The organism is Rhodanobacteraceae bacterium (genome assembly GCA_016713135.1).
Lineage (GTDB): Bacteria > Pseudomonadota > Gammaproteobacteria > Xanthomonadales > SZUA-5 > JADKFD01.
The window spans coordinates 41,836-59,440 of record JADJPR010000015.1 but is presented as its reverse complement, the minus strand read 5'-3'; the positions used below and the strand labels follow the sequence as shown (position 1 = coordinate 59,440).

Below are 17,605 nucleotides of genomic sequence, written 5' to 3'. Positions count from 1 at the left end.
CCATGCTTGTGTGGCGGTGCAGCATGAGGCCCAAAAGCGGGGGAGATGAAGCGGGGTGCGGAAAATGCAAGGGCGGGGAGAGATGAAGCGGGGCGAGGGGCAAGGGGAAAGGCACCGGTCTCCGTGGATGACCCCAGGCGCGTCGAGGGCGACCCACGAAACCGCCCCGCCATTTCCCCACAACAGCACCCCCGCCCCGCTCCACCTCCCCCCGCCCCCCGCTTCACCTCCCCCGCTTCACCTGCTCCACCCCAGCACTTGCGCCTGACGCCTCAACGCGCGAGCCTGAACGGCCGTGTCCGGAGCCGCTACCATGCTGCGTCCCTTTGTCCAGGTCGATGTGTTCACCGCGGTGCCGATGTACGGCAATCCGCTCGCGGTGGTGCTGGATGCCAACGGCATGGATCCGGCGGCGATGCAGCGCTTCGCGCGCTGGACCAATTTGTCGGAGACGACTTTCGTGCTGCGGCCGGATGCGCCAGGCGCGAGTTACCAGGTGCGCATCTACACGCCGATGGCGGAACTGCCGTTCGCCGGCCATCCGAGTGTCGGCACGGCTTGGGCATTGCTCGACGCCGGACTGGTCAAGCCGGACGCCCACGGCCAACTGGTGCAGCAGTGCGGCGCGGGTCTGCTCGACGTGCATGTCGATGGCGAGGGCAACCAGCGGGTGGTCTCGGTGCAGGCGCCGCTGCCACGGCGCAGTGCGCTGCCACCGGAAATCATCGAGGCGCTGCCGCGTGCCATCGGCGGCGTCGGCGCGGGCGTCGGCGAGCGCCCGGTGCTGTCGGACCTGGGTGCCCGCTGGGTGCTGCTGGAACTGGCCAGTCGCGCGCAGGTACGCGCGATCGTCCCGGACCTCGAACTGATCGCCACGCTGAGCCGCTCGCTCAAGGTCGAGGGCCTGGCGGTGTTCTCCTTCGAACCGAACCTGCCGGTGCCGCTGGAACTGCGCGCCTTCGCGCCCGCCACCGGCGTGCCCGAGGATCCAGTCACCGGGAGCGCCCAGGCCGCAGTGGGCGACTGGCTGGCCGCGCAGAATCGCCTGGCCGCGTTCGGTGGGCGCTACTCGGCGAGTCAAGGCCATGCCGTGGGTCGCGCGGGCGAAGTGCACGTTCGTCACGCTGCCGGGCGGGTGCACATCGGCGGGCGCTGCTGCGCGCTGATACGCGGCGCGGTCGATCTGTGAATGCCATCGGGAACACCGGCGCGCTTTTGCGGTCTGAGGCGCCATATCCCGAAGTCCGAGCAATCACGCATGTCAATGACCGTACCGCGTTTGATGTTGCCCCTGGCCCTGTGCACCGCCCTCGCGGCATGCAGTGATGAACCCGAGGTCGCGCAGCCAGAGCCCGAGGCGGCAACGCCCGCTGCCGACGCTGGATCCCGGCGCGCGCCCCCGCCGCCGGCGAAAATCAGCACACCCTATGAGCGCGCGGTCCGGACGCTCACCAGTGGCGGTAGTTACGCCTTCGAAAGCGAGATGACCCTCGCCGACGGCGGCAGCGAGTACGCGACAGGCACGGGGGCCGGCCAGGGCTTTTCCTTCGGCGTGCGGACACTGCCCAAGCCGAGTGCCGACCATGACGGCAACTGGGTGCTGCAAAACGGGCGCTGGTTCCGGGAGTCGGCCGCGGGGTACGACCAGAGCCCGCTGGTCCAGAGTTCGCTGGCACTGCTGGCCGATACACTGGCCATGTTGCCGCAGGCCGAGGACGTGTTGAGCGCCGACAAGGCCGCGCCGGAAATCGTCCCCGGAGGCACCTGCCAGCCGCGCACCGTGAACCTGAGCCTGCGGCCGCAACTGATGACGCGCTTCAGCCTGCTCGGCGTATGCATCGACGAGGAGAACTCACGACTGATCAAACTGGAGGCAAGATTGCAGAGCGGCGAACAGTTGCGCGTCAGCTTCACCAGACACGATGAACCCGTGCAATTGCCCAAGGTGCAGGTGCCTGACTGGTCTCAGGAATTCCCGCGGCGCTGATCGCAGCAATGACCAAAGGCCCGCGAACGCGGGCCTTCGTCATTGCGACACCGGAACCGGGATTCGCGCCAGGGCGTTTCACGGCAGCCGCCGATGCTCAGAGCGGACCGCGCTTCAGTTCGCGGTCGATTTCGTACTTGCTGCTGGTGACATAGGCCTCCATCGCACGCAGCCGGTCTTCCATCTCACGGATGCGGTAGCGCAGTTCGCTGGCGGTCACATGCGCCGGGGGCGCCGGCTGCCAGTCGCTGGCGGCACCCGGCGGCGGCGGCGGGACCGCCCCATCGAATGCCGTGCGTGGCGGCAGGAACAGCGCACACAGGATGTACCCCACCATCACCACCGGCACGATCGGCGTCAGGCAGGCGATCATCGTGACCATGCGCAGCGCGGTCAGGTTCCAGCCGAAGTGCGTCGCCGCACCCGCCAACACACCGGCGATCCAGCGGTGGTCCACATCCCGGTACAGGCGCGGGCCGGGACTGAATCGGTCGTTCATCGATGCTGCTCCATTCCAGTGGCAACCGCCGGCGTACTGATACCCGAATCGATGACTGCGGCTCATGTGCGACCTCGCCAGTTGGGGGTGTCGGCATCCAGGATGCGTTCCAGCGTCCGGATGCGCTCTTCCATGCGACGCGCGGTCTGCCACAGCTCCGCGATGTCGCCGTCCGTGTTGACCGCCGTCGTCGGCGGCGCCGCTGGCCGCTTGCTGCGATAGTGCAGCACCAGCCACACCGGCAGCACCACCACCATGAAGACGATCAGCGGTACCTCAAGTGCCGCCCACATCGTGCTTACCCCTTAGGCTGGTTGACACGGGCTTTCAGCGCTTCCAGCTCGGCCTTGATGCGCTCCTCCGACTCCAGGTCCGCAAAGGCCTGGTTCAGGGTCTTCGCGCGGCCCAGATCCAGAGCCTCCGCCTGCGCCTCGACCGCGTCAATGCGCCGTTCGGCATAGTCGAAGCGGTTCAGCATGTCGTCGATCTTGGCCGAGTGGATCTGCGTGCGCGCCTTCAGCGAGGTCTGCGCGTTCTGCGCGCGGATCACGATGGTGCGCTGGCGTGCCTTGGCGTCCTGCAGCTTGGCCTGGAGCTTGGCGATGTCGTCATTGAGCTTGGCCAGGTTGTCGCCGAGCACGCTCGAGGTCGCCAGCGACCGCCTTGGCCTGGTCGGCCAGTGCAGCGCGGTGCGAGAGCGCGGCCTTCGCCAGGTCCTCGCGATCCTTGCGCAAGGCGAGTTCCGCCTTGTGTTCCCAGTCGCGCTGTTCCTGGTCGAGCACGCCGAGCTGGCGCTCGCGCTCCTTGCGTTCGGCAATCACCTTGGCCGCCGCCGTGCGCACTTCGACCAACGTATCTTCCATTTCCTGGATCATCAGGCGGACGATCTTTTCGGGATCCTCGGCCTTGTCGAGCAGCGAATTGAGGTTCGCGTTGATGATGTCGGACAGGCGGGAAAAGACACCCATGTTGCTATCTCCTCGTGGATTCATGCCCCTTGCGGGTGATTGACCCATTCCAAGTCCCGTGCCAACGGTCTAAGTAATTGATTTGATTGATGTCACTGCCGACGATCCGTACCCGCCACGAACCCCCGGTGGCGAGCCTCGCCACGATTGTGCAGAACTCGCCATCCGGTCACCCGGGCGAGCAAGCCTGCGAGGCGGACCTGAACGACATCGCCCGCGCGCAACGATCCGGGTGACGCTGGCCGGAAGCTTCCCTTAGAATCCGCGCGCCCCTCAAAGCGCGACAGACTCGGCGGCCCGTGAGCCCCGTGCAGTCGCAAATCCCGCTCCATTTGGAGGTTTAGATGAAATTCACTGGGTTGGCGGCGGTTGCCGCTGCTGTGTTGTCGCTGTCCGCTGTTGCGCAGACCCCCGCCCCTAGCGCCGCGCCGGCCGCCCCGGCGGTCGCGATGGACAAGACCAAGATGAGCTATGCGGTCGGCTACCAGTTCGGCGCCGATCTCAAGGAACGCGGCGTCGACATCGATGTCGAAGGCGTGATCCGCGCGCTGCGCGATGGCTTCGCCGGCAAGGAAGTCGCCTATCCGCGCGAACAACTCGGCCAGCAGATGGAACTGCTGGAAAACAAGCTGCGCAGCGAGGCCGAAGCGAAGTTCAACAAGCTCGCCGCCGACAACAAGGCCGCGAGCGACAAGTTCATGGCCGAGAACCGCGCCAAGAAGGGCATCGTCGCGCTGCCCTCGGGCATCCAGTACCGCGTGATCGAGGAAGGCAACGGAAGCCGCCCGACCGCGACCAGTGAAGTGACCGTGCACTACCGCGGCTCGCTGATCACCGGTTTCGAGTTCGACAGCTCCTTCGCGCGCGGCGTGCCGGCCAAGTTCCAGGTCGACCAGGTGCTGAAGGGCTGGCAGGAAGTGCTGCCGCTGATGCGCGTCGGCGACCACTGGCAGATCTTCCTGCCGCCAGAAATGGCCTACGGCGATCGCGGTCCGCGCCCGATCGGCCCGAACCAGGCGCTGATCTTCGATATCAAGCTGATCGAAGTGAAGTAAAGCGGTGAGTGGTCCGCGCGGCCAAGCCGCGCGTAGGCCGGGGTGGCGCAGCGCGCCTCCCCGGCGCTCACGCCGGTGAATCGCCGCGCGATACACCGGCCTACCCCCTTCACCGCAACAACGATGGCGCCCGCGACAGCGGAATCCGCGCCGCCTGGCAGGCCTGCAACAGCGCCTGCTCCATCTCCACCTTGATCTGGTTGACCACCCGCAGCGCTTCCAGCGCCTGCGGCGATTGCGGTTCGGCGCCGGCATCGAGCGCCAGCGCGTCCATCTGCGCCTGGCCCTCGGCCACGCGCATGGCGTCGTCGTCGTCGACGAACTGGGCGAGGAACACGAATCCCCGGATCAACGCATCGCGCAGCGCGTCGTCGCCCGGGCTCAGCGTGGCCAGCACGCGCAACGTGGCCTCCTGGATCGCACCGCGCGGGTGCGGCAGGAAGGAGCGCGGCAACGCGGCGCAACCGGGTTCGATCTCACCCAGCACCTTGCCGTAGTCGCGCAGGATCTTGCCGGCGACGGCTAGCACGCGCCCGGGACCTGGTAGTTGCCGCCCTGAGCGGCGGTTGAATGCGGGAATGGCTTTTGCATGGCGCGGATGCTTTCACGCGCGCTTCCGGCGTGGCAAGCGATACACTTGCGCGCATGGACTGGAATGTGAACTGGCGCCCGGCTCCGCCGCCCGCGCTCACCCCGTGCATTGGCATCTGCACCCTCGGCGACGACGGTTTGTGCATGGGTTGTTTGCGCACGGGCGACGAGATCGGCGCGTGGAGCCGGATGAGCGACGCAGAACGACTGCGCATCATGGACGAGGTGCTGCCGCAGCGCGGAATGGGCCCGAATGTGGGATGAGGCGCCCACGCTGCTGCGGCCGGGCTGGATCGATCATCTGGCCGGCGCGCTGCGCCCTGTCAGCTGCGCCAGCGCCGCCCCATGCAACCTCGACGAACTCGACGGCCTGCTTCCGCCGGGCCAGCCGCTACGCCCCGCCGCGGTGCTGGTCGGTCTGATTCCGCGCGACGCCGGCTGGCAGGTGCTGCTGACCCGACGCACCCCGGACCTGCCCACTCACGGCGGCCAGATCAGCTTTCCCGGCGGACGCATCGAGGCTGGCGACGCCGACGCAGTCGCCGGTGCGCTGCGCGAGACGCATGAGGAACTCGGGATCCCCCCTTCCGCGGTCCGGCCGATCGGACTCCTGGATGTCTACGGCACGATCAGCGCATTCGCGGTCACCCCGGTCGTCGGCATTGTCGATCCCGGCTGCGAGACGCGACCGGACGCGCGCGAAGTCGACGAAGTGTTCGAGGTTCCGCTGCGTTTCCTGCTCGACCGCCGCAATCTCAAGCGCGAAGAGCGCCATTTCCGCGGTCGCCTGCGCGGTTACTATGCATTCCCCTACGGCGAGCGCTACATCTGGGGCGCCACCGCAGGCATGCTGGTGAACCTGCTGGAGCGCCTCGACCGCCATGGCTTCGACCCCGCTGATCTCGACCGCTGAGCTTGTCGCGCGGCTGGAAGACCGCCAGTTGCGCCTTGTCGATTGCCGCTTCGACCTCGCCGATCCCGATGCCGGATCGCGCGCCTACGCGGCCGGACGCATCCCGCACGCGCGCTACGCGGACCTCAACCGCGATCTCTCGGACCTGTCGCAGATGGACACCCACGGCCGCCACCCCTTGCCCGGGATGCGCGCGCTGGCGGCCTCGTTCGCGCGGTTGGACCTGACCCGTGATACCCACATCGTCGCCTACGACCAGGACCACGGCGCCTACGCGGCGCGCCTGTGGTGGCTGCTGCGCGTGCTCGGCTTCGCCCAGGTGAAGGTCCTGAATGGCGGGTTCGCGGCCTGGAAAGCCGACGGATTGCCGCTCGAAACCGGCACGCCGCCGAGCTATCCGCCGACGCGGCTGCCGCTGCGACTTGCGCTGCCGGCCAGTGCCTGGCTGAGCGCGGACGCCGTCAGCGCGGGACTTGCCGATCGCAGCATCGCGCTCATCGACGCACGCGGCGCGGCGCGCTTCCGCGGCGAAGTGGAGCCTATCGACCCGGTCGCCGGCCATGTCCCGGGCGCGGTCAACCGCCCCTTCAGCGACAACCTCGCGGCCGACGGGAAGTTCAAGACCCCGGCCCAGCTGCGCGCGGAATTCGCGGCCTTGCTCGACGGCCGCCCCGCCACCCAGGTGGTGCACATGTGCGGCTCCGGCGTCACCGCCTGCCACAACCTGCTGGCGATGGAAGTCGCCGGCCTGCGCGGCTCCCGCCTGTATCCGGATTCGTGGAGCGGATGGATCCGGGATCCAGCCCGCCCCGTGAGCACCGCCTGACCCAGGCGCCCGGCTCAGAACAGCTGCGCCCGGTTGCCCACGATCTGCACGTAATCGCCCTCGCGCAGTCCGTCCAGGCTGGGTTGCTCGACCACCAGGCGGCGGCCGTCGTCCATTTGCACGAAGATCTCGAAGCGCGGGCGAGAGCGCTGGTCTTTCTCGACCGCATTGCCAATGGCACCGCCAATCACCGCGCCGGCCACGGTCGCGGCCTTGCGGCCATCGCCCTTGCCGACCTGGTTGCCGAGGGCGCCGCCGATGATCGCGCCGAGCACCGCGCCGCCACCGGTGGTTTCGCGCTCGCCGTAAACGCGCTCGATGCGTTCGACGGTGCCGCAGTTGTTGCAGGCGCTGCGGTAGCCGTCGTTGTAGTAGCGTGGCGGCGTGGCGCATGCCGCCAGCGTCAGCAGGGCAAGCATCAACAGGACAATCCGGGTTCGCATCGCAGTGCTCCTGCAGTTGGCCAGGGCTCAAACCTGCACCGCGGCGCCTGAACCGCAGCCGGTTGCGGCGGCGGCGCACGATTTTCCATTCAGCTTCGGCCGATCAGCGTGGCCGATACGTGAACCACGCCACGAAGGCGCGTCCGTCCAGGGTCTTGTCGATCAGGATGCCCTCGCCGTTGCGTGCGTCGCCGCCGTACCAGCTGCCGAGGATCCATTGCATGTCGTTGGCGTTGTCGAAGCCCTGCTGCTGGCAACGCTGGGTCAGCTCGTTCTCGACGATGCGCTGCATGGGGTAGCTGCCGCTGCCGAAGCCAGCGGAGTCGGCGCCGGTGGAGTCCCAGCTGAAGTTCGCCCGGGTGCAACTGGTGAACTGCACGCGCAACGAACCCCAGCGCTCGATGACGAGTTCCGCCGGGTCATAGTTGGCGCCGAAGGCCGGCCCGACGGTGCTGATGACCTGGTCGATCACGATGGTCCGGCCAGTGATCGGCCCGCTGCCGCTGACCCAATACTGGCTGCCGACTTGCGCCTGGTCGATGCCGACGCGCGGCAGGAAGCTGATGTACGTGGTGCCGTCGACTTGCCCGGCGGCCACGGTCGCGAGCGTCCCGCGCAGCGCATAGCTCTGCGGATCGTACTTGCGCACGGCTTCGGCATCAGCGACCAGCAGGCTGCCATCCGGATGGTAGGCGATGCCGGTGGGCCGGTTGAGCCCGGTGATCACGCTGCCGATCGCCGCGCCGTTCGCCGTGTAGCGGATCACGCGACCGTTGCCCTCGCTGGTCACCAGCAGGGTCTGGCCATCGGGCTCGAACAGGATGCCGCGGGTCTCGTTCAGGCCGCCGGCACCGGCCGCGATGAAGGTGCTGGTCTGGCCGCTGACGGAGTCGCGCCGGACCACACTGTCGCTGTCGTAGCCCGGCACGTACAGCCGGCCATCGGGTCCGATGGTCATGCCGTTGTCCGCGCCGTTCAGGCCGCCGGCACGCGGCGCGACCACATCGCCGAGCGATTCGCCGGTGAGCGAGAAGCGCCGCACGCCGTCGTAGTTGTAACCGGCCACCCAGATCTCGTTGCCGTTGAAGACCATGCCGGTGCCGCCGAAGGTGCCCGGCAAGGTCACCGCCACGGCCTCGAAGGCCAGGGTCTGGGCGTCGTAGCGCAGGATCTGGCCGCTGCCTTCGCTGACCACATAGAGCTTGCCGTCGGGGCCAACGCCCGTGGCCTGCGCGCCAGCAATCCGGCCGGTGCTGTCGAGCAGGCGCTCGAAAGCGCCGGTGCAGGCGTCGAATATGTGCACATTGTTGCTGAAATACCCGCTGACCAGCAGCCGCGGACAGGCGGCCGGTTGCGCCAGCGCGCTGCCGGCGGCCAGACTGAGGGCGATGATGCCGACGATCTTCATGCAGGGTTCCTCGTTGCCAGTTGGGGTGGCACCATCCTTCCCGGCGGCCCGCGGGCCCGCCTGAACTTGTCCTCCGGAACTTCTCCGTTTTCACTGAACTCGCACAAATCATTGATTTCGCACGACCCAAACGAAGCAGACGCGGATCGCCTGAGACCCTTTGAAGTCGGCGAGTGGCGGGTCGTGCCCGAACTCAATGAATTCCAGCGTGGCGAGGAACGCCAGCGGGTGCAGCCGCGCCTGATCCAGCTGTTGCGCCTGCTGGCACTCGCGGGCGGGCGCACGGTCAGCCGCGAGACCCTGCTGGCATCGGCCTGGTCGCGTCGGATGGTCAACGACGAGGTGCTCTCGCGCACCATCGCCGATCTGCGCCAGGCGCTCGGCGACGATGCGCGCGCGCCGCGCTACCTGGAAACGATTCCGAAGGTCGGCTATCGGCTGCTGGCGGCGGTGAACTGGCTGGAGGCGTCTGCGCCGGTCGCAGAGACTGCAGTCCCGGAGGCTGATGACACGCCCATCGTGGTTGCGCCACCGGCTGCACCGTCGGCGGGAGTGCCTGTCCGCCGCCCGCCGCACCTGGCACCGGGACTGGCGGCCTTCGGGCTCGCGGCGCTGGCGCTGGCCTGGTTGCTGCGCCCGCAAGCGCCAATTGATGCGGCCGAGGACTGGCGCGCGCGGCTGCTCAACGCCCAGCCGCTGACCAGCGATCCCGGCTGGGAACTGGCCCCGCGGCTGGCGCATGCAGGCGATCTGGTGGTCTACAGCGAGGTCGCACCCGACAGCGAGACCGCGAGCATCCGCCTGCGCTCGCGCGATGGGCGCATCGCCCGCACGCTGACCGACGGAAGCGCGAACGACCTCTGCCCGGTGTTCAGCCCGGACGACCGCGAGGTGCTGTGGACCCGTCACCGCGCAGGTGCCTGCGAACTGTTGCGCGCGCCAGTGCTGGGTGGCGCGCCGGTGCGCGTCGCCGACTGTGCGCCCGGCGTGCTGAGCTGCCCCGACTGGGCAGGCGACGAGGTGGCCTACACCGCGCCGCCGGAAGTGCCGGGGCATGGCGCTGGCCTTGCGCGCCTGCGCCTGGCCGACGGTCGACGCGAATCGCTGACTGCGCCGCCGCAGGGCCATGGCAACGACACCCATCCGCGCATCGACGGCGCCGGCCGGATCGTCTACACGCGCGGCGTCGAAGGCGACCGTTCGCTGCGCCTGCATGAGGCTGCCGGGAACGACCGGCGCATCGATTTCCCGGCGAGCATGCTGTATGGCGCCGATTTTCTCACCGATGGCCGGATCCTCGCCGCCACCGACGGCCTGGGCTTCCGCGCACTGGTCGCCATCGATCCGGTCAGCGGCAAGTCCGAATTACTCGGCGCGCGCGGCGCACGCTATCCGGATGTCGCCGCCGATGGCACGCTGGTCTACGAGCAGGCCGGCTACGATGCCAACCTCTGGTGGTTCGCGCCCGGCGCCGTGCCCGAACGCCTGACCGCGTCCAGCCGCTACGATGCCTACCCGCGCCTCGCACCGGATGGCCAACGACTGGTCTACCAATCCAATCGCGATGGCGCCGAGTCGATCTACCTGCTGGACCTGGCCAGCCGCAACGAATCGCGGCTGCCGCTCGATCCGACCATGCGCTGGGCGCAGCCGGCGTGGTCGCCGGATGGCCGCGAACTGCTGCTGACGCGCTATGCGCCGGCCGGCGTCGATCTGTGGCGGTTCGTCATCGGCGCCGACGCGCCACAAGCGCTCATGCACGCGCCTGCGGGCGCGCACGATGCACAGTTCGACCCCGATGGCATGCATGCCTGGTGCCGTGTCGGCGACGAGCGCCTGGCCACGCTGTGGCGTTTCCGTCTGGACGGCAAAGCGCCACCCGAGCGCATGCACGATTCCGTCGAGCACTACCAGGTGGACCCGCAGGGCCTGTTCCTGGTCGAGGTCGGCGATGCGCGCCTGCATCGCTGCCACGGCCAGGAGTGCTCGCCGTTGCCGATCGAACTGGCGCCGGGAGACCGGCGGAACTGGGCTGTCGCCGAGGGCGCGGTGTTCTACGTCGCCGCCGACAACCCCGGCACCACCATCGACCGCCATGCGCTGACGGATGGGACACATGGCAGCACGGCTTGGCCGCACCCCGGCGCCCTCAGCCGCGCCATTGACGTCAGCCGCGACGGCCCGCCCGCGGTGATCGCGCAAACCGACAAGGTGGAGGTGGATTTGATGTGGGTCGGGCCCGACGCCGAGTGATGTACCGCCGCAAGCAGAGTCAAACGTGAAACGTCAATGGGCCTGGGCCGGATCTGATGCCAGAAGTTGTTCCTCCGCAAGCAAGGTCAAACGTGAAACGGAAAACGTCAATGGGCGCGGGGCGAATTGACGTTTTACGTTTCACTTTTCACTTTTGGCTCCTGAATTAGACTGCTTCCCGTTCTCACCCACCACCGGAGCACCCCATGCAACCCCTCTACACCGCAAAAGCCAGTGCCACCGCAGGACGCGACGGCAAGGTCGCCAGCGATGACGGCATCCTCGATTTCGCCCTGGTGGTGCCCAAGGGCCTGGGTGGTCCGGGTGGGCATGGCACCAACCCGGAGCAGTTGTTCGCCTGCGGCTACTCGGCTTGCTTCGGCGGCGCGCTCAAGCTGGTCGCCGGCATGCAGAAGATCGTCACCGGGCCGGTGACGATCAGCGCCGAGGTGACCATCGGCAAGGACGCCACCGGCTACGGCTTGGCGGTCAAGCTCACCGGCCACATGCCGCAGCTTGCGGCCGAACAGGCGATGGCGCTGATGCAGGCGGCGCACCAGGTGTGCCCCTACTCCAAGGCCACCCGCGGCAACATCGAGGTCGAACTGGCGGTCGCCTGAGTTGGGCCTGACGTCTATCCGCACCCTGCCGCGCCTGCCGCAGGGTGCAGGTGCACGTCCATCTGCGGATAGGCCAGGCGGATGCCGCGCTCGCGGAAGCGCGCGATGATGCGCGTGTGCAGATCGTCGGTGGTGCGCAGGCGGTCGCCGATCTGGTCGACGAAGCAACGTAGCTCGAAGTCCAGCGTACTGGCGCCCAAAGACATCAGCAGGGCCACCGGCGGAGGCTCGTGGAGCACCGCCGGGTGCGCGTGCGCCAGCTCCAGCAAGGTGACGCGCACCTCGTCGGGATTGCTGTCGTAGGCCACGCCGATGCGCAGCACGATGCGCGTGACCGTGTCGCTCAGGGTCCAGTTGACGAAGCGCTCGGTGATGAAGGTCTTGTTCGGGATCACGATGTCCTTGCCGTCGAAGTCGACGATCGTGGTCGCACGCGTGTTGACCCGGCGCACGGTGCCCGACAACTCGCCGATGGTGACGATGTCGCCGACGCGGAACGGGCGTTCGAACAGCAGGATCAGGCCGGACACGAAGTTGCCGAAGATCTCCTGCAGGCCAAAACCCAGGCCCACCGAGAAGGCCGCGGCGAGCCACTGCAGATGTCCCCAGCGCACGCCGAGCAGCCCGAACACGGCGACGATGACCAGGAAGCTGATCAGATAGCGTGTCACCGCGACGGCGGCGTAGCGCACCGACGCATCCTCGGTGAATCGCCGCAACAGGACGATCTCCAGCAATCCAGGCACGTTGCGGGCGGCGACCACCCCGAGCACCAGCGCCAGCAGCGCCAGCAGCACATCGCCGAGGCTGGTGGCGCGCACCACGTTGGCGCCTTCGACCTGCTCGCTGGCCTGCCACAGCACCACCTGGTCGAGCAGCGTGAAGGCGGGCGCGACGTCCGCCAGCGACCACAGCAGGCCGCTGCCGAGCAGCACGATGGTGGTGGCCCTGAGCAGGCTGCGCGACTGGTCGCTGATGCTGCGCAGGTTGACCGTGTCGAGTCCGATCTTCGGCACGTCCATGCCGGCATCGGAGTGCTCGGGCTCGGTTGTCCGGGCCTGTTGCGCCAGCGCGATGCGACGCTCGCCGATCACCAGCCAGCGCAGCACCAGGCCATGCGCGAGGGTCACTGCGAGCAACACCTGCAGGGTGTCGAGGAAGACCCCGAGCAGGGTCGCCGAGGTGTAGACGTAGCCGGCCAGCGGCTGCAGCGCCATGACGAGCATTCCGACGACCACGCCCACGCGCAGCACCCGGCGCAGCAAGGGGCGCGGATCAGGGCCGGCGACGCGGCTGGCGAACAGCCGCCCCGGAGCCAGCAGCCAGCCGCACAGTGCCGCCAGCACCGCGAGCAGCAGCACCAGTGAGGAGCGCAGGACGCTGCTGTTCACCGCATCGATGTCGCGCAACAACGAGAGCTCGACGAAGAACAACAGCGGCAGCACCAGCAGGTACCAGAACCAGCGCAGGCGCATGATCGCCTCGCGCCTTGCGCGCAGCCAGCGCAGGTGGATGTGCGCCACACCTTCCTCGCGGCAGAGCACCGACAGGAAGGCGTAGAGATACAGGTGCGGCGCGGTGGCGAACATCGCACCGCCCAGGCTCTCGGTGAACTGGCCGGCAATCCCCACCGACTGCAGCATGTGCCCCAGCAGCCACCAGAACAGGGTCATCGGCGCCGCCAGCAGCGCGCTCAGCCCGAGTGCCTGCAGGGTGTAGCGGAAGCGATCCTCGCGCACCTCGCGCAGGCGACGGGACAGCTCCGAGAGTCGCCGCAACATGACGCCACGCGCCAGCAGCAGCGCCACCGGCAGCAGCAGCCCGAGGATCCAGAGCGGCTTGTGCGGCAGACGCCCACTGAGGCGCTGCCAGGCCTGCGACCAGCGCGCGCTGCCCAGCAGATCGCGCCAGCCCTCGCCGACGCGCTGCGACCACAGCGCATCGACCGGCCGGTGGCTTGGAATCCACAGCAGGTTCTGCTCCATCAACCGCGCCAGCGCCTGGCTCTGGTCAAGCAACTGCGCCAGACGGGTCTCGGAGTCCTGCAGCACTTCCGCGGCTTTCTGCTGCGCCTGCAAGACGCGCGGCAGCAACTCGGTGCGCGCCAGCAGCAGTTCGGTCAGCGTGGCGCGCTGCTCGGGCGAGAGTTCGGCGCCCCCGTCGACATCGCTGTCTCTCAGGCGGGCCAACGCCAAAGGCAGATCTGCCAGCCGGTCGCGCTCCTCGCCGAGACTGACCTGGGCCAGTTGCAGCTCCGCGTACTCCCTCTGCAAGGCGGTGAGCTGCGCGCGGAGCGACGACAGGTTCGGCAGGCGCCGCCGTTCCGCCAGCAGCAACATGCCGACCGACTCGGTCACGCCACCAATGGCAATCCGCTCGCGCGCATTCGACAGTGCGCGGCCGACCTCGCCCTGCTGGCGCTCGATGCGCTGGGCTTGCGCGCGCAGATCGGCCAGCCGGCGCAACAGGCGCGCGAGCGATTCGCCGCTCGCCAGGTTCTCGGCGGCGAGATCGCGGATCGGCGGCACTTCGCTGGCGTGCTGCTCGGCCGCGGCGCGCCACAGCGCCAGCTCCTGCACCAGTTCCTGGTCGGCGCGCTCGGCGATCAGTTGCTCCAGCACGCTGACCCGTTCGGCACGCAAGGCCAGCGCCCGCTGGCGCTCGCGCCGGCGCAGATCGGTTGCCTTGGCCAGGGTTTCCAGGTGCCCCTGCTCGGCCATCGCGGCGGCCATCGCGGCACCCAAGGCGCGCGACTGCGACAGCGCCGCAGCGTGTGCAATGCGCGCCGCCAGTTCCGGCAAGGGCGGCGGGATCGCCAGGGCATCGAGCTGGGTGCGCAGTTCCTCCAGTTCCTTGCGCAGGGACGCCGGTCGTAGCTGCAGTTCCTGTGCGCGCTGGGCCAGGCGCTCGACCGTCTCCTGCAGGCTGCCGCGCGCGGTCTGTTCGGTCAGCAGCAACTGCTCGAGCTCGGCGCTGCTGGCGCGCTGCGGCAGGCTGCCACGCCAGCGCAGCAAGTCCTCGGCGGCCGCCGCCGGGGCCAGCACCTGCAGGCGTTCGACATCCGCCGCGGCCTGCTCTGCCTCGCGGCGCATTTGTTCGATGCGCAGCAGGTTCTGGTCCGCCTGCGCCTCGAAGGCCTGGGCCGCGGTGACCGCCTGGCGCTGCGCCTCGCGCTCGGCGTCGGGGAGGTTGTTGGCCGCATCGATTTCCGCGAGCAGCTGTCGCAGTGTGCGCGCGCCGCTCGGCGGCACTTCGATCGCGTCGTCATCCTCGGTCGGCGCGTCGGCACCTTGCCAGCGCGTGCGCAGGGCAGATTCCTCTTCCACCGTGACGCTCGCCAGCGCCTGATCGAACACCCGCTGCAGCTGCGGCAGTTCCGGCCGGATGGCGAAGGCGACGCCGGCCTCCAGACCGCTCTCGCCGGTGACCAGCAGTGCGCCCCCGAGGCGCTGGCGCCGCAGCACCGGATCCGCGCTCAGCAGGTCGCCGAGATAGGCATCCGCCTCGCCTTCCGCCACCAGCGCCAGCGCCGCGGCGATGTCCGCCGCCGGCCGCTGCTCATCCAGATAGCCTGCGGCGGTCAGCAATTCCTGCCAGACCACGCCCTGCACCACCGCGATCCGGCGTCCCTTGAGATCGGCCAGGCTGGCGATCGCAGGGCCATCGCGGCGTGCGATCAGCGCCGCCGGCAGCTTCAGGTAGGGGCTGCTGAACAGGAAGCGCCCGGCGCGCGCGGGGCTCTGGAACACGCCGCTGACGACATCCACCTCACCCGCCTGCAGGGCCGCGAGCGCATCGGTGAAACTGGGCTGCAATACCCGCTTGAGCTGCATCCCGCTGCGCCGCGCCAGCAGATCAAGCAACTCGGCCGACAATCCACGGTGGCGCCCGGCACCATCGACGAAATCCACCGGCGCAAAATCCGGATCCGGCGCCAGCCGCACCGGACCGTGCGCCTTCAGGAAGGCCTGCGCCTCGGCGTCCAGCGGCCCCTCCGCCCGCGCCGTCGACACCAGCGTCGCGATGAGGGCGAGAACGATCGTCAGGAATTTGAAGGAGCGACTGGGCACGAATGAGACCTGAGGGAAACGGCGGGGCAAGGGTCAGGGGGCAGGGGAAAAGGCTTGCCGCGCTGGCCTGGCCGCGCCGCGGTTTGGATTCCAGGCCCCGCGGACGCTAGCGGGACATGTCTGAACCGGGTCTGCGCGGGGATGAAAGGCGGGTCAAGGGTCACGTGGCAAGGGGAATGGCTTGCCGCAGTGACCTGGCCGCGTAGCCGCTCTGGACTCAAGGCCCAGTGCCGCGTCTCACCTCATTGCATCCGCAAAGCCGCAAAACAGGTCCCCTGCCCCCTTGCCCCCTGCCCCGCTTCTCCAACCACTCACAGAGTCAGGGCCAGGTCCCAGCCTCAAGCCACCACCACCGGAATCTTCCCGATCTTTGCCTGCCACTCCTTCGGGCCGGTCTGGTGCACGCTGCTGCCGCGGCTGTCGACGGCCACGGTGACCGGCATGTCCTGCACCTCGAACTCGTAGATCGCCTCCATGCCGAGGTCGGCGAAGGCGACCACCCGGGCGGCGCGGATCGCCTTCGACACAAGGTAGGCGGCGCCACCGACGGCCATCAGGTAGACCGCCTTGTTGTCGCGGATGGCGTCGATCGCCGCCGGGCCGCGCTCGGCCTTGCCCACCATCCCGAGCAATCCGGTCTGCTCCAGCATGGTGCGGGTGAACTTGTCCATGCGCGTGGCGGTGGTCGGGCCGGCCGGGCCGACGACCTCATCGCGCACTGGGTCGACCGGACCGACGTAGTAGATGAAGCGCCCGGTGAAATCGACCGGCAGCGGCTCGCCGCGATTGATCATGTCGACCATCCGCTTGTGCGCGGCGTCGCGCCCGGTCAGCAGCTTGCCGCTGAGCAGGATGACGTCGCCCGGCTGCCAGCTCGCCGCTTCCTCGCGGGTCACGGTGTCCAGGTTCACGCGCTTGCCCTTGCTCGCGTCGTAGGTGAGTTGCGGCCAGTCGTCCAGCGATGGCGGATCCAGGGTGGCCGGGCCTGAGCCATCCAGCGTGAAATGCGCGTGCCGGGTAGCGGCGCAGTTGGGAATCATCGCCACCGGCAGGTTGGCGGCGTGGGTGGGAAAATCCTTGATCTTGATGTCGAGCACGGTGGTCAGGCCGCCGAGGCCCTGCGCACCGATGCCGAGCGCGTTGACCTTCTCGTACAGCTCCAGGCGCAGTTCCTCGGCGCGGTTGGCGGGCCCGCGCGCGATCAGCTCCTGGATGTCGATCGGTTCCATCAGCGCTTCCTTGGCCAGCAGCATCGCCTTCTCGGCGGTGCCGCCGATGCCGATGCCGAGCATGCCCGGCGGGCACCAGCCGGCGCCCATCGTTGGCACCGTCTTCAGCACCCAGTCGACCACCGAGTCGGACGGATTGAGCATGGCGAACTTGCTCTTGGCCTCCGAGCCGCCGCCCTTGGCGGCCACGATCACGTCCACCTCGTCGCCCGGCACGATGCTGATGTTGACCACCGCCGGGGTGTTGTCCTTGGTGTTGGTCCGCTTGCCGGCCGGATCGGCCAGCACCGAGGCACGCAGCTTGTTGTCCGGATGGTTGTAGGCGCGTCGCACGCCCTCGTTGACCATGTCGTCCAGCGACAGTATGGCGTCCCAGCGCACATTCATGCCCACCTTCAGGAACACGGTGACGATGCCGGTGTCCTGGCAGATCGGACGATGGCCTTCGGCGCACATGCGCGAATTGATCAGGATCTGGGCGATCGCGTCCTTGGCCGCGGGCGACTCCTCGCGCTCATAGGCGCGTGCGAGGTTCTGGATGTAGTCGACCGGGTGGTAGTAGCTGATGTACTGCAACGCGTCGGCGATCGACTGGATGAAGTCTTCCTGGCGGATGGTGGCCATGGGGGGCGCTCGGCGGCGGTTCGGGGGCGCCAGTCTAGCCCTCCCGGACGCTCCGCTGGCAGGTCAGCGGGTCGGCTTGTGCTGCAACGTCTCGCCGCACCGCAGCGCATTCGCTACTC

General features: G+C 68.6%; 13 protein-coding genes and 2 pseudogenes. 7 read left to right on the top strand and 8 right to left on the bottom strand.

What is annotated here, in order from left to right:
- Positions 1–313 precede the first annotated feature (313 nt).
- Both IPK27_12700 and IPK27_12695 read left to right on the top strand, forming a co-directional pair.
- Positions 314–1,189, top strand: coding sequence for a PhzF family phenazine biosynthesis protein (locus IPK27_12700; protein ID MBK8068443.1), 876 nt, complete (start codon positions 314–316; stop codon positions 1,187–1,189).
- Between the two features lie 93 nt (positions 1,190–1,282).
- Complete coding sequence (locus IPK27_12695) at positions 1,283–1,987, top strand: hypothetical protein (protein MBK8068442.1); 705 nt, start codon at positions 1,283–1,285, stop codon at positions 1,985–1,987.
- 97 nt (positions 1,988–2,084) lie between these two features.
- On the opposite strand, the gene IPK27_12690 is transcribed toward IPK27_12695, so the two are convergent.
- The 3 genes and pseudogenes from IPK27_12690 to pspA all read right to left on the bottom strand — a co-directional run bounded on the left by IPK27_12690 (position 2,085) and on the right by pspA (position 3,454).
- Positions 2,085–2,486 (bottom strand): PspC domain-containing protein, encoded by a 402-nt coding sequence (locus IPK27_12690; protein MBK8068441.1) that lies wholly within the window; start codon positions 2,484–2,486, stop codon positions 2,085–2,087.
- A 62-nt stretch (positions 2,487–2,548) separates the two neighbouring features.
- Complete coding sequence (gene pspB, locus IPK27_12685) at positions 2,549–2,779, bottom strand: envelope stress response membrane protein PspB (GenBank protein ID MBK8068440.1); 231 nt, start codon at positions 2,777–2,779, stop codon at positions 2,549–2,551.
- Between the two features lie 5 nt (positions 2,780–2,784).
- Positions 2,785–3,454, bottom strand: a pseudogene (gene pspA / locus IPK27_12680) (phage shock protein PspA).
- 449 nt (positions 3,455–3,903) lie between these two features.
- Here pspA and IPK27_12675 point away from each other — a divergent pair.
- Positions 3,904–4,509, top strand: a complete 606-nt coding sequence (locus IPK27_12675; protein ID MBK8068439.1) for an FKBP-type peptidyl-prolyl cis-trans isomerase — start codon at positions 3,904–3,906, stop codon at positions 4,507–4,509.
- Between the two features lie 109 nt (positions 4,510–4,618).
- Here IPK27_12675 and IPK27_12670 read toward each other — a convergent pair whose 3' ends face one another.
- Positions 4,619–5,038 carry a hypothetical protein gene (locus tag IPK27_12670; GenBank protein MBK8068438.1) on the bottom strand — a complete coding sequence of 140 codons (420 nt, stop codon included), beginning with the start codon at positions 5,036–5,038 and terminating at the stop codon, positions 4,619–4,621.
- Positions 5,039–5,154: 116 nt separating this feature from the next.
- On the opposite strand from IPK27_12670, the pseudogene IPK27_12665 reads away from it, so the two are divergent.
- Positions 5,155–6,013, top strand: a pseudogene (locus tag IPK27_12665) (DUF1289 domain-containing protein).
- Positions 5,982–6,839: a sulfurtransferase gene (locus IPK27_12660; protein ID MBK8068437.1), complete on the top strand. Its 858-nt coding sequence runs from the start codon at positions 5,982–5,984 to the stop codon at positions 6,837–6,839. The pseudogene IPK27_12665 and the gene IPK27_12660 overlap by 32 nt, the downstream one beginning before the upstream one ends.
- A gap of 14 nt (positions 6,840–6,853) precedes the next feature.
- Here IPK27_12660 and IPK27_12655 read toward each other — a convergent pair whose 3' ends face one another.
- Positions 6,854–7,282, bottom strand: coding sequence for a glycine zipper 2TM domain-containing protein (locus tag IPK27_12655; protein ID MBK8068436.1), 429 nt, complete (start codon positions 7,280–7,282; stop codon positions 6,854–6,856).
- A 103-nt stretch (positions 7,283–7,385) separates the two neighbouring features.
- The gene (locus IPK27_12650; protein ID MBK8068435.1) at positions 7,386–8,690 is read right to left on the bottom strand and encodes a hypothetical protein; all 1,305 of its coding nucleotides are present in this window, start codon (positions 8,688–8,690) and stop codon (positions 7,386–7,388) included.
- Positions 8,691–8,873: 183 nt separating this feature from the next.
- Here IPK27_12650 and IPK27_12645 point away from each other — a divergent pair, with 183 nt between their 5' ends.
- Positions 8,874–10,943, top strand: coding sequence for a winged helix-turn-helix domain-containing protein (locus IPK27_12645; protein ID MBK8068434.1), 2,070 nt, complete (start codon positions 8,874–8,876; stop codon positions 10,941–10,943).
- Positions 10,944–11,149: 206 nt separating this feature from the next.
- Entirely contained in the window at positions 11,150–11,563 is a 414-nt protein-coding gene (locus IPK27_12640; GenBank protein MBK8068433.1) for an organic hydroperoxide resistance protein, read from the top strand.
- Between the two features lie 14 nt (positions 11,564–11,577).
- Here IPK27_12640 and IPK27_12635 read toward each other — a convergent pair whose 3' ends face one another.
- The gene (locus IPK27_12635) at positions 11,578–15,633 is read right to left on the bottom strand and encodes a mechanosensitive ion channel (protein MBK8068432.1); all 4,056 of its coding nucleotides are present in this window, start codon (positions 15,631–15,633) and stop codon (positions 11,578–11,580) included.
- Between the two features lie 338 nt (positions 15,634–15,971).
- Positions 15,972–17,486, bottom strand: a complete 1,515-nt coding sequence (locus IPK27_12630; protein MBK8068431.1) for a fumarate hydratase — start codon at positions 17,484–17,486, stop codon at positions 15,972–15,974.
- Positions 17,487–17,605: the final 119 nt, after the last annotated feature.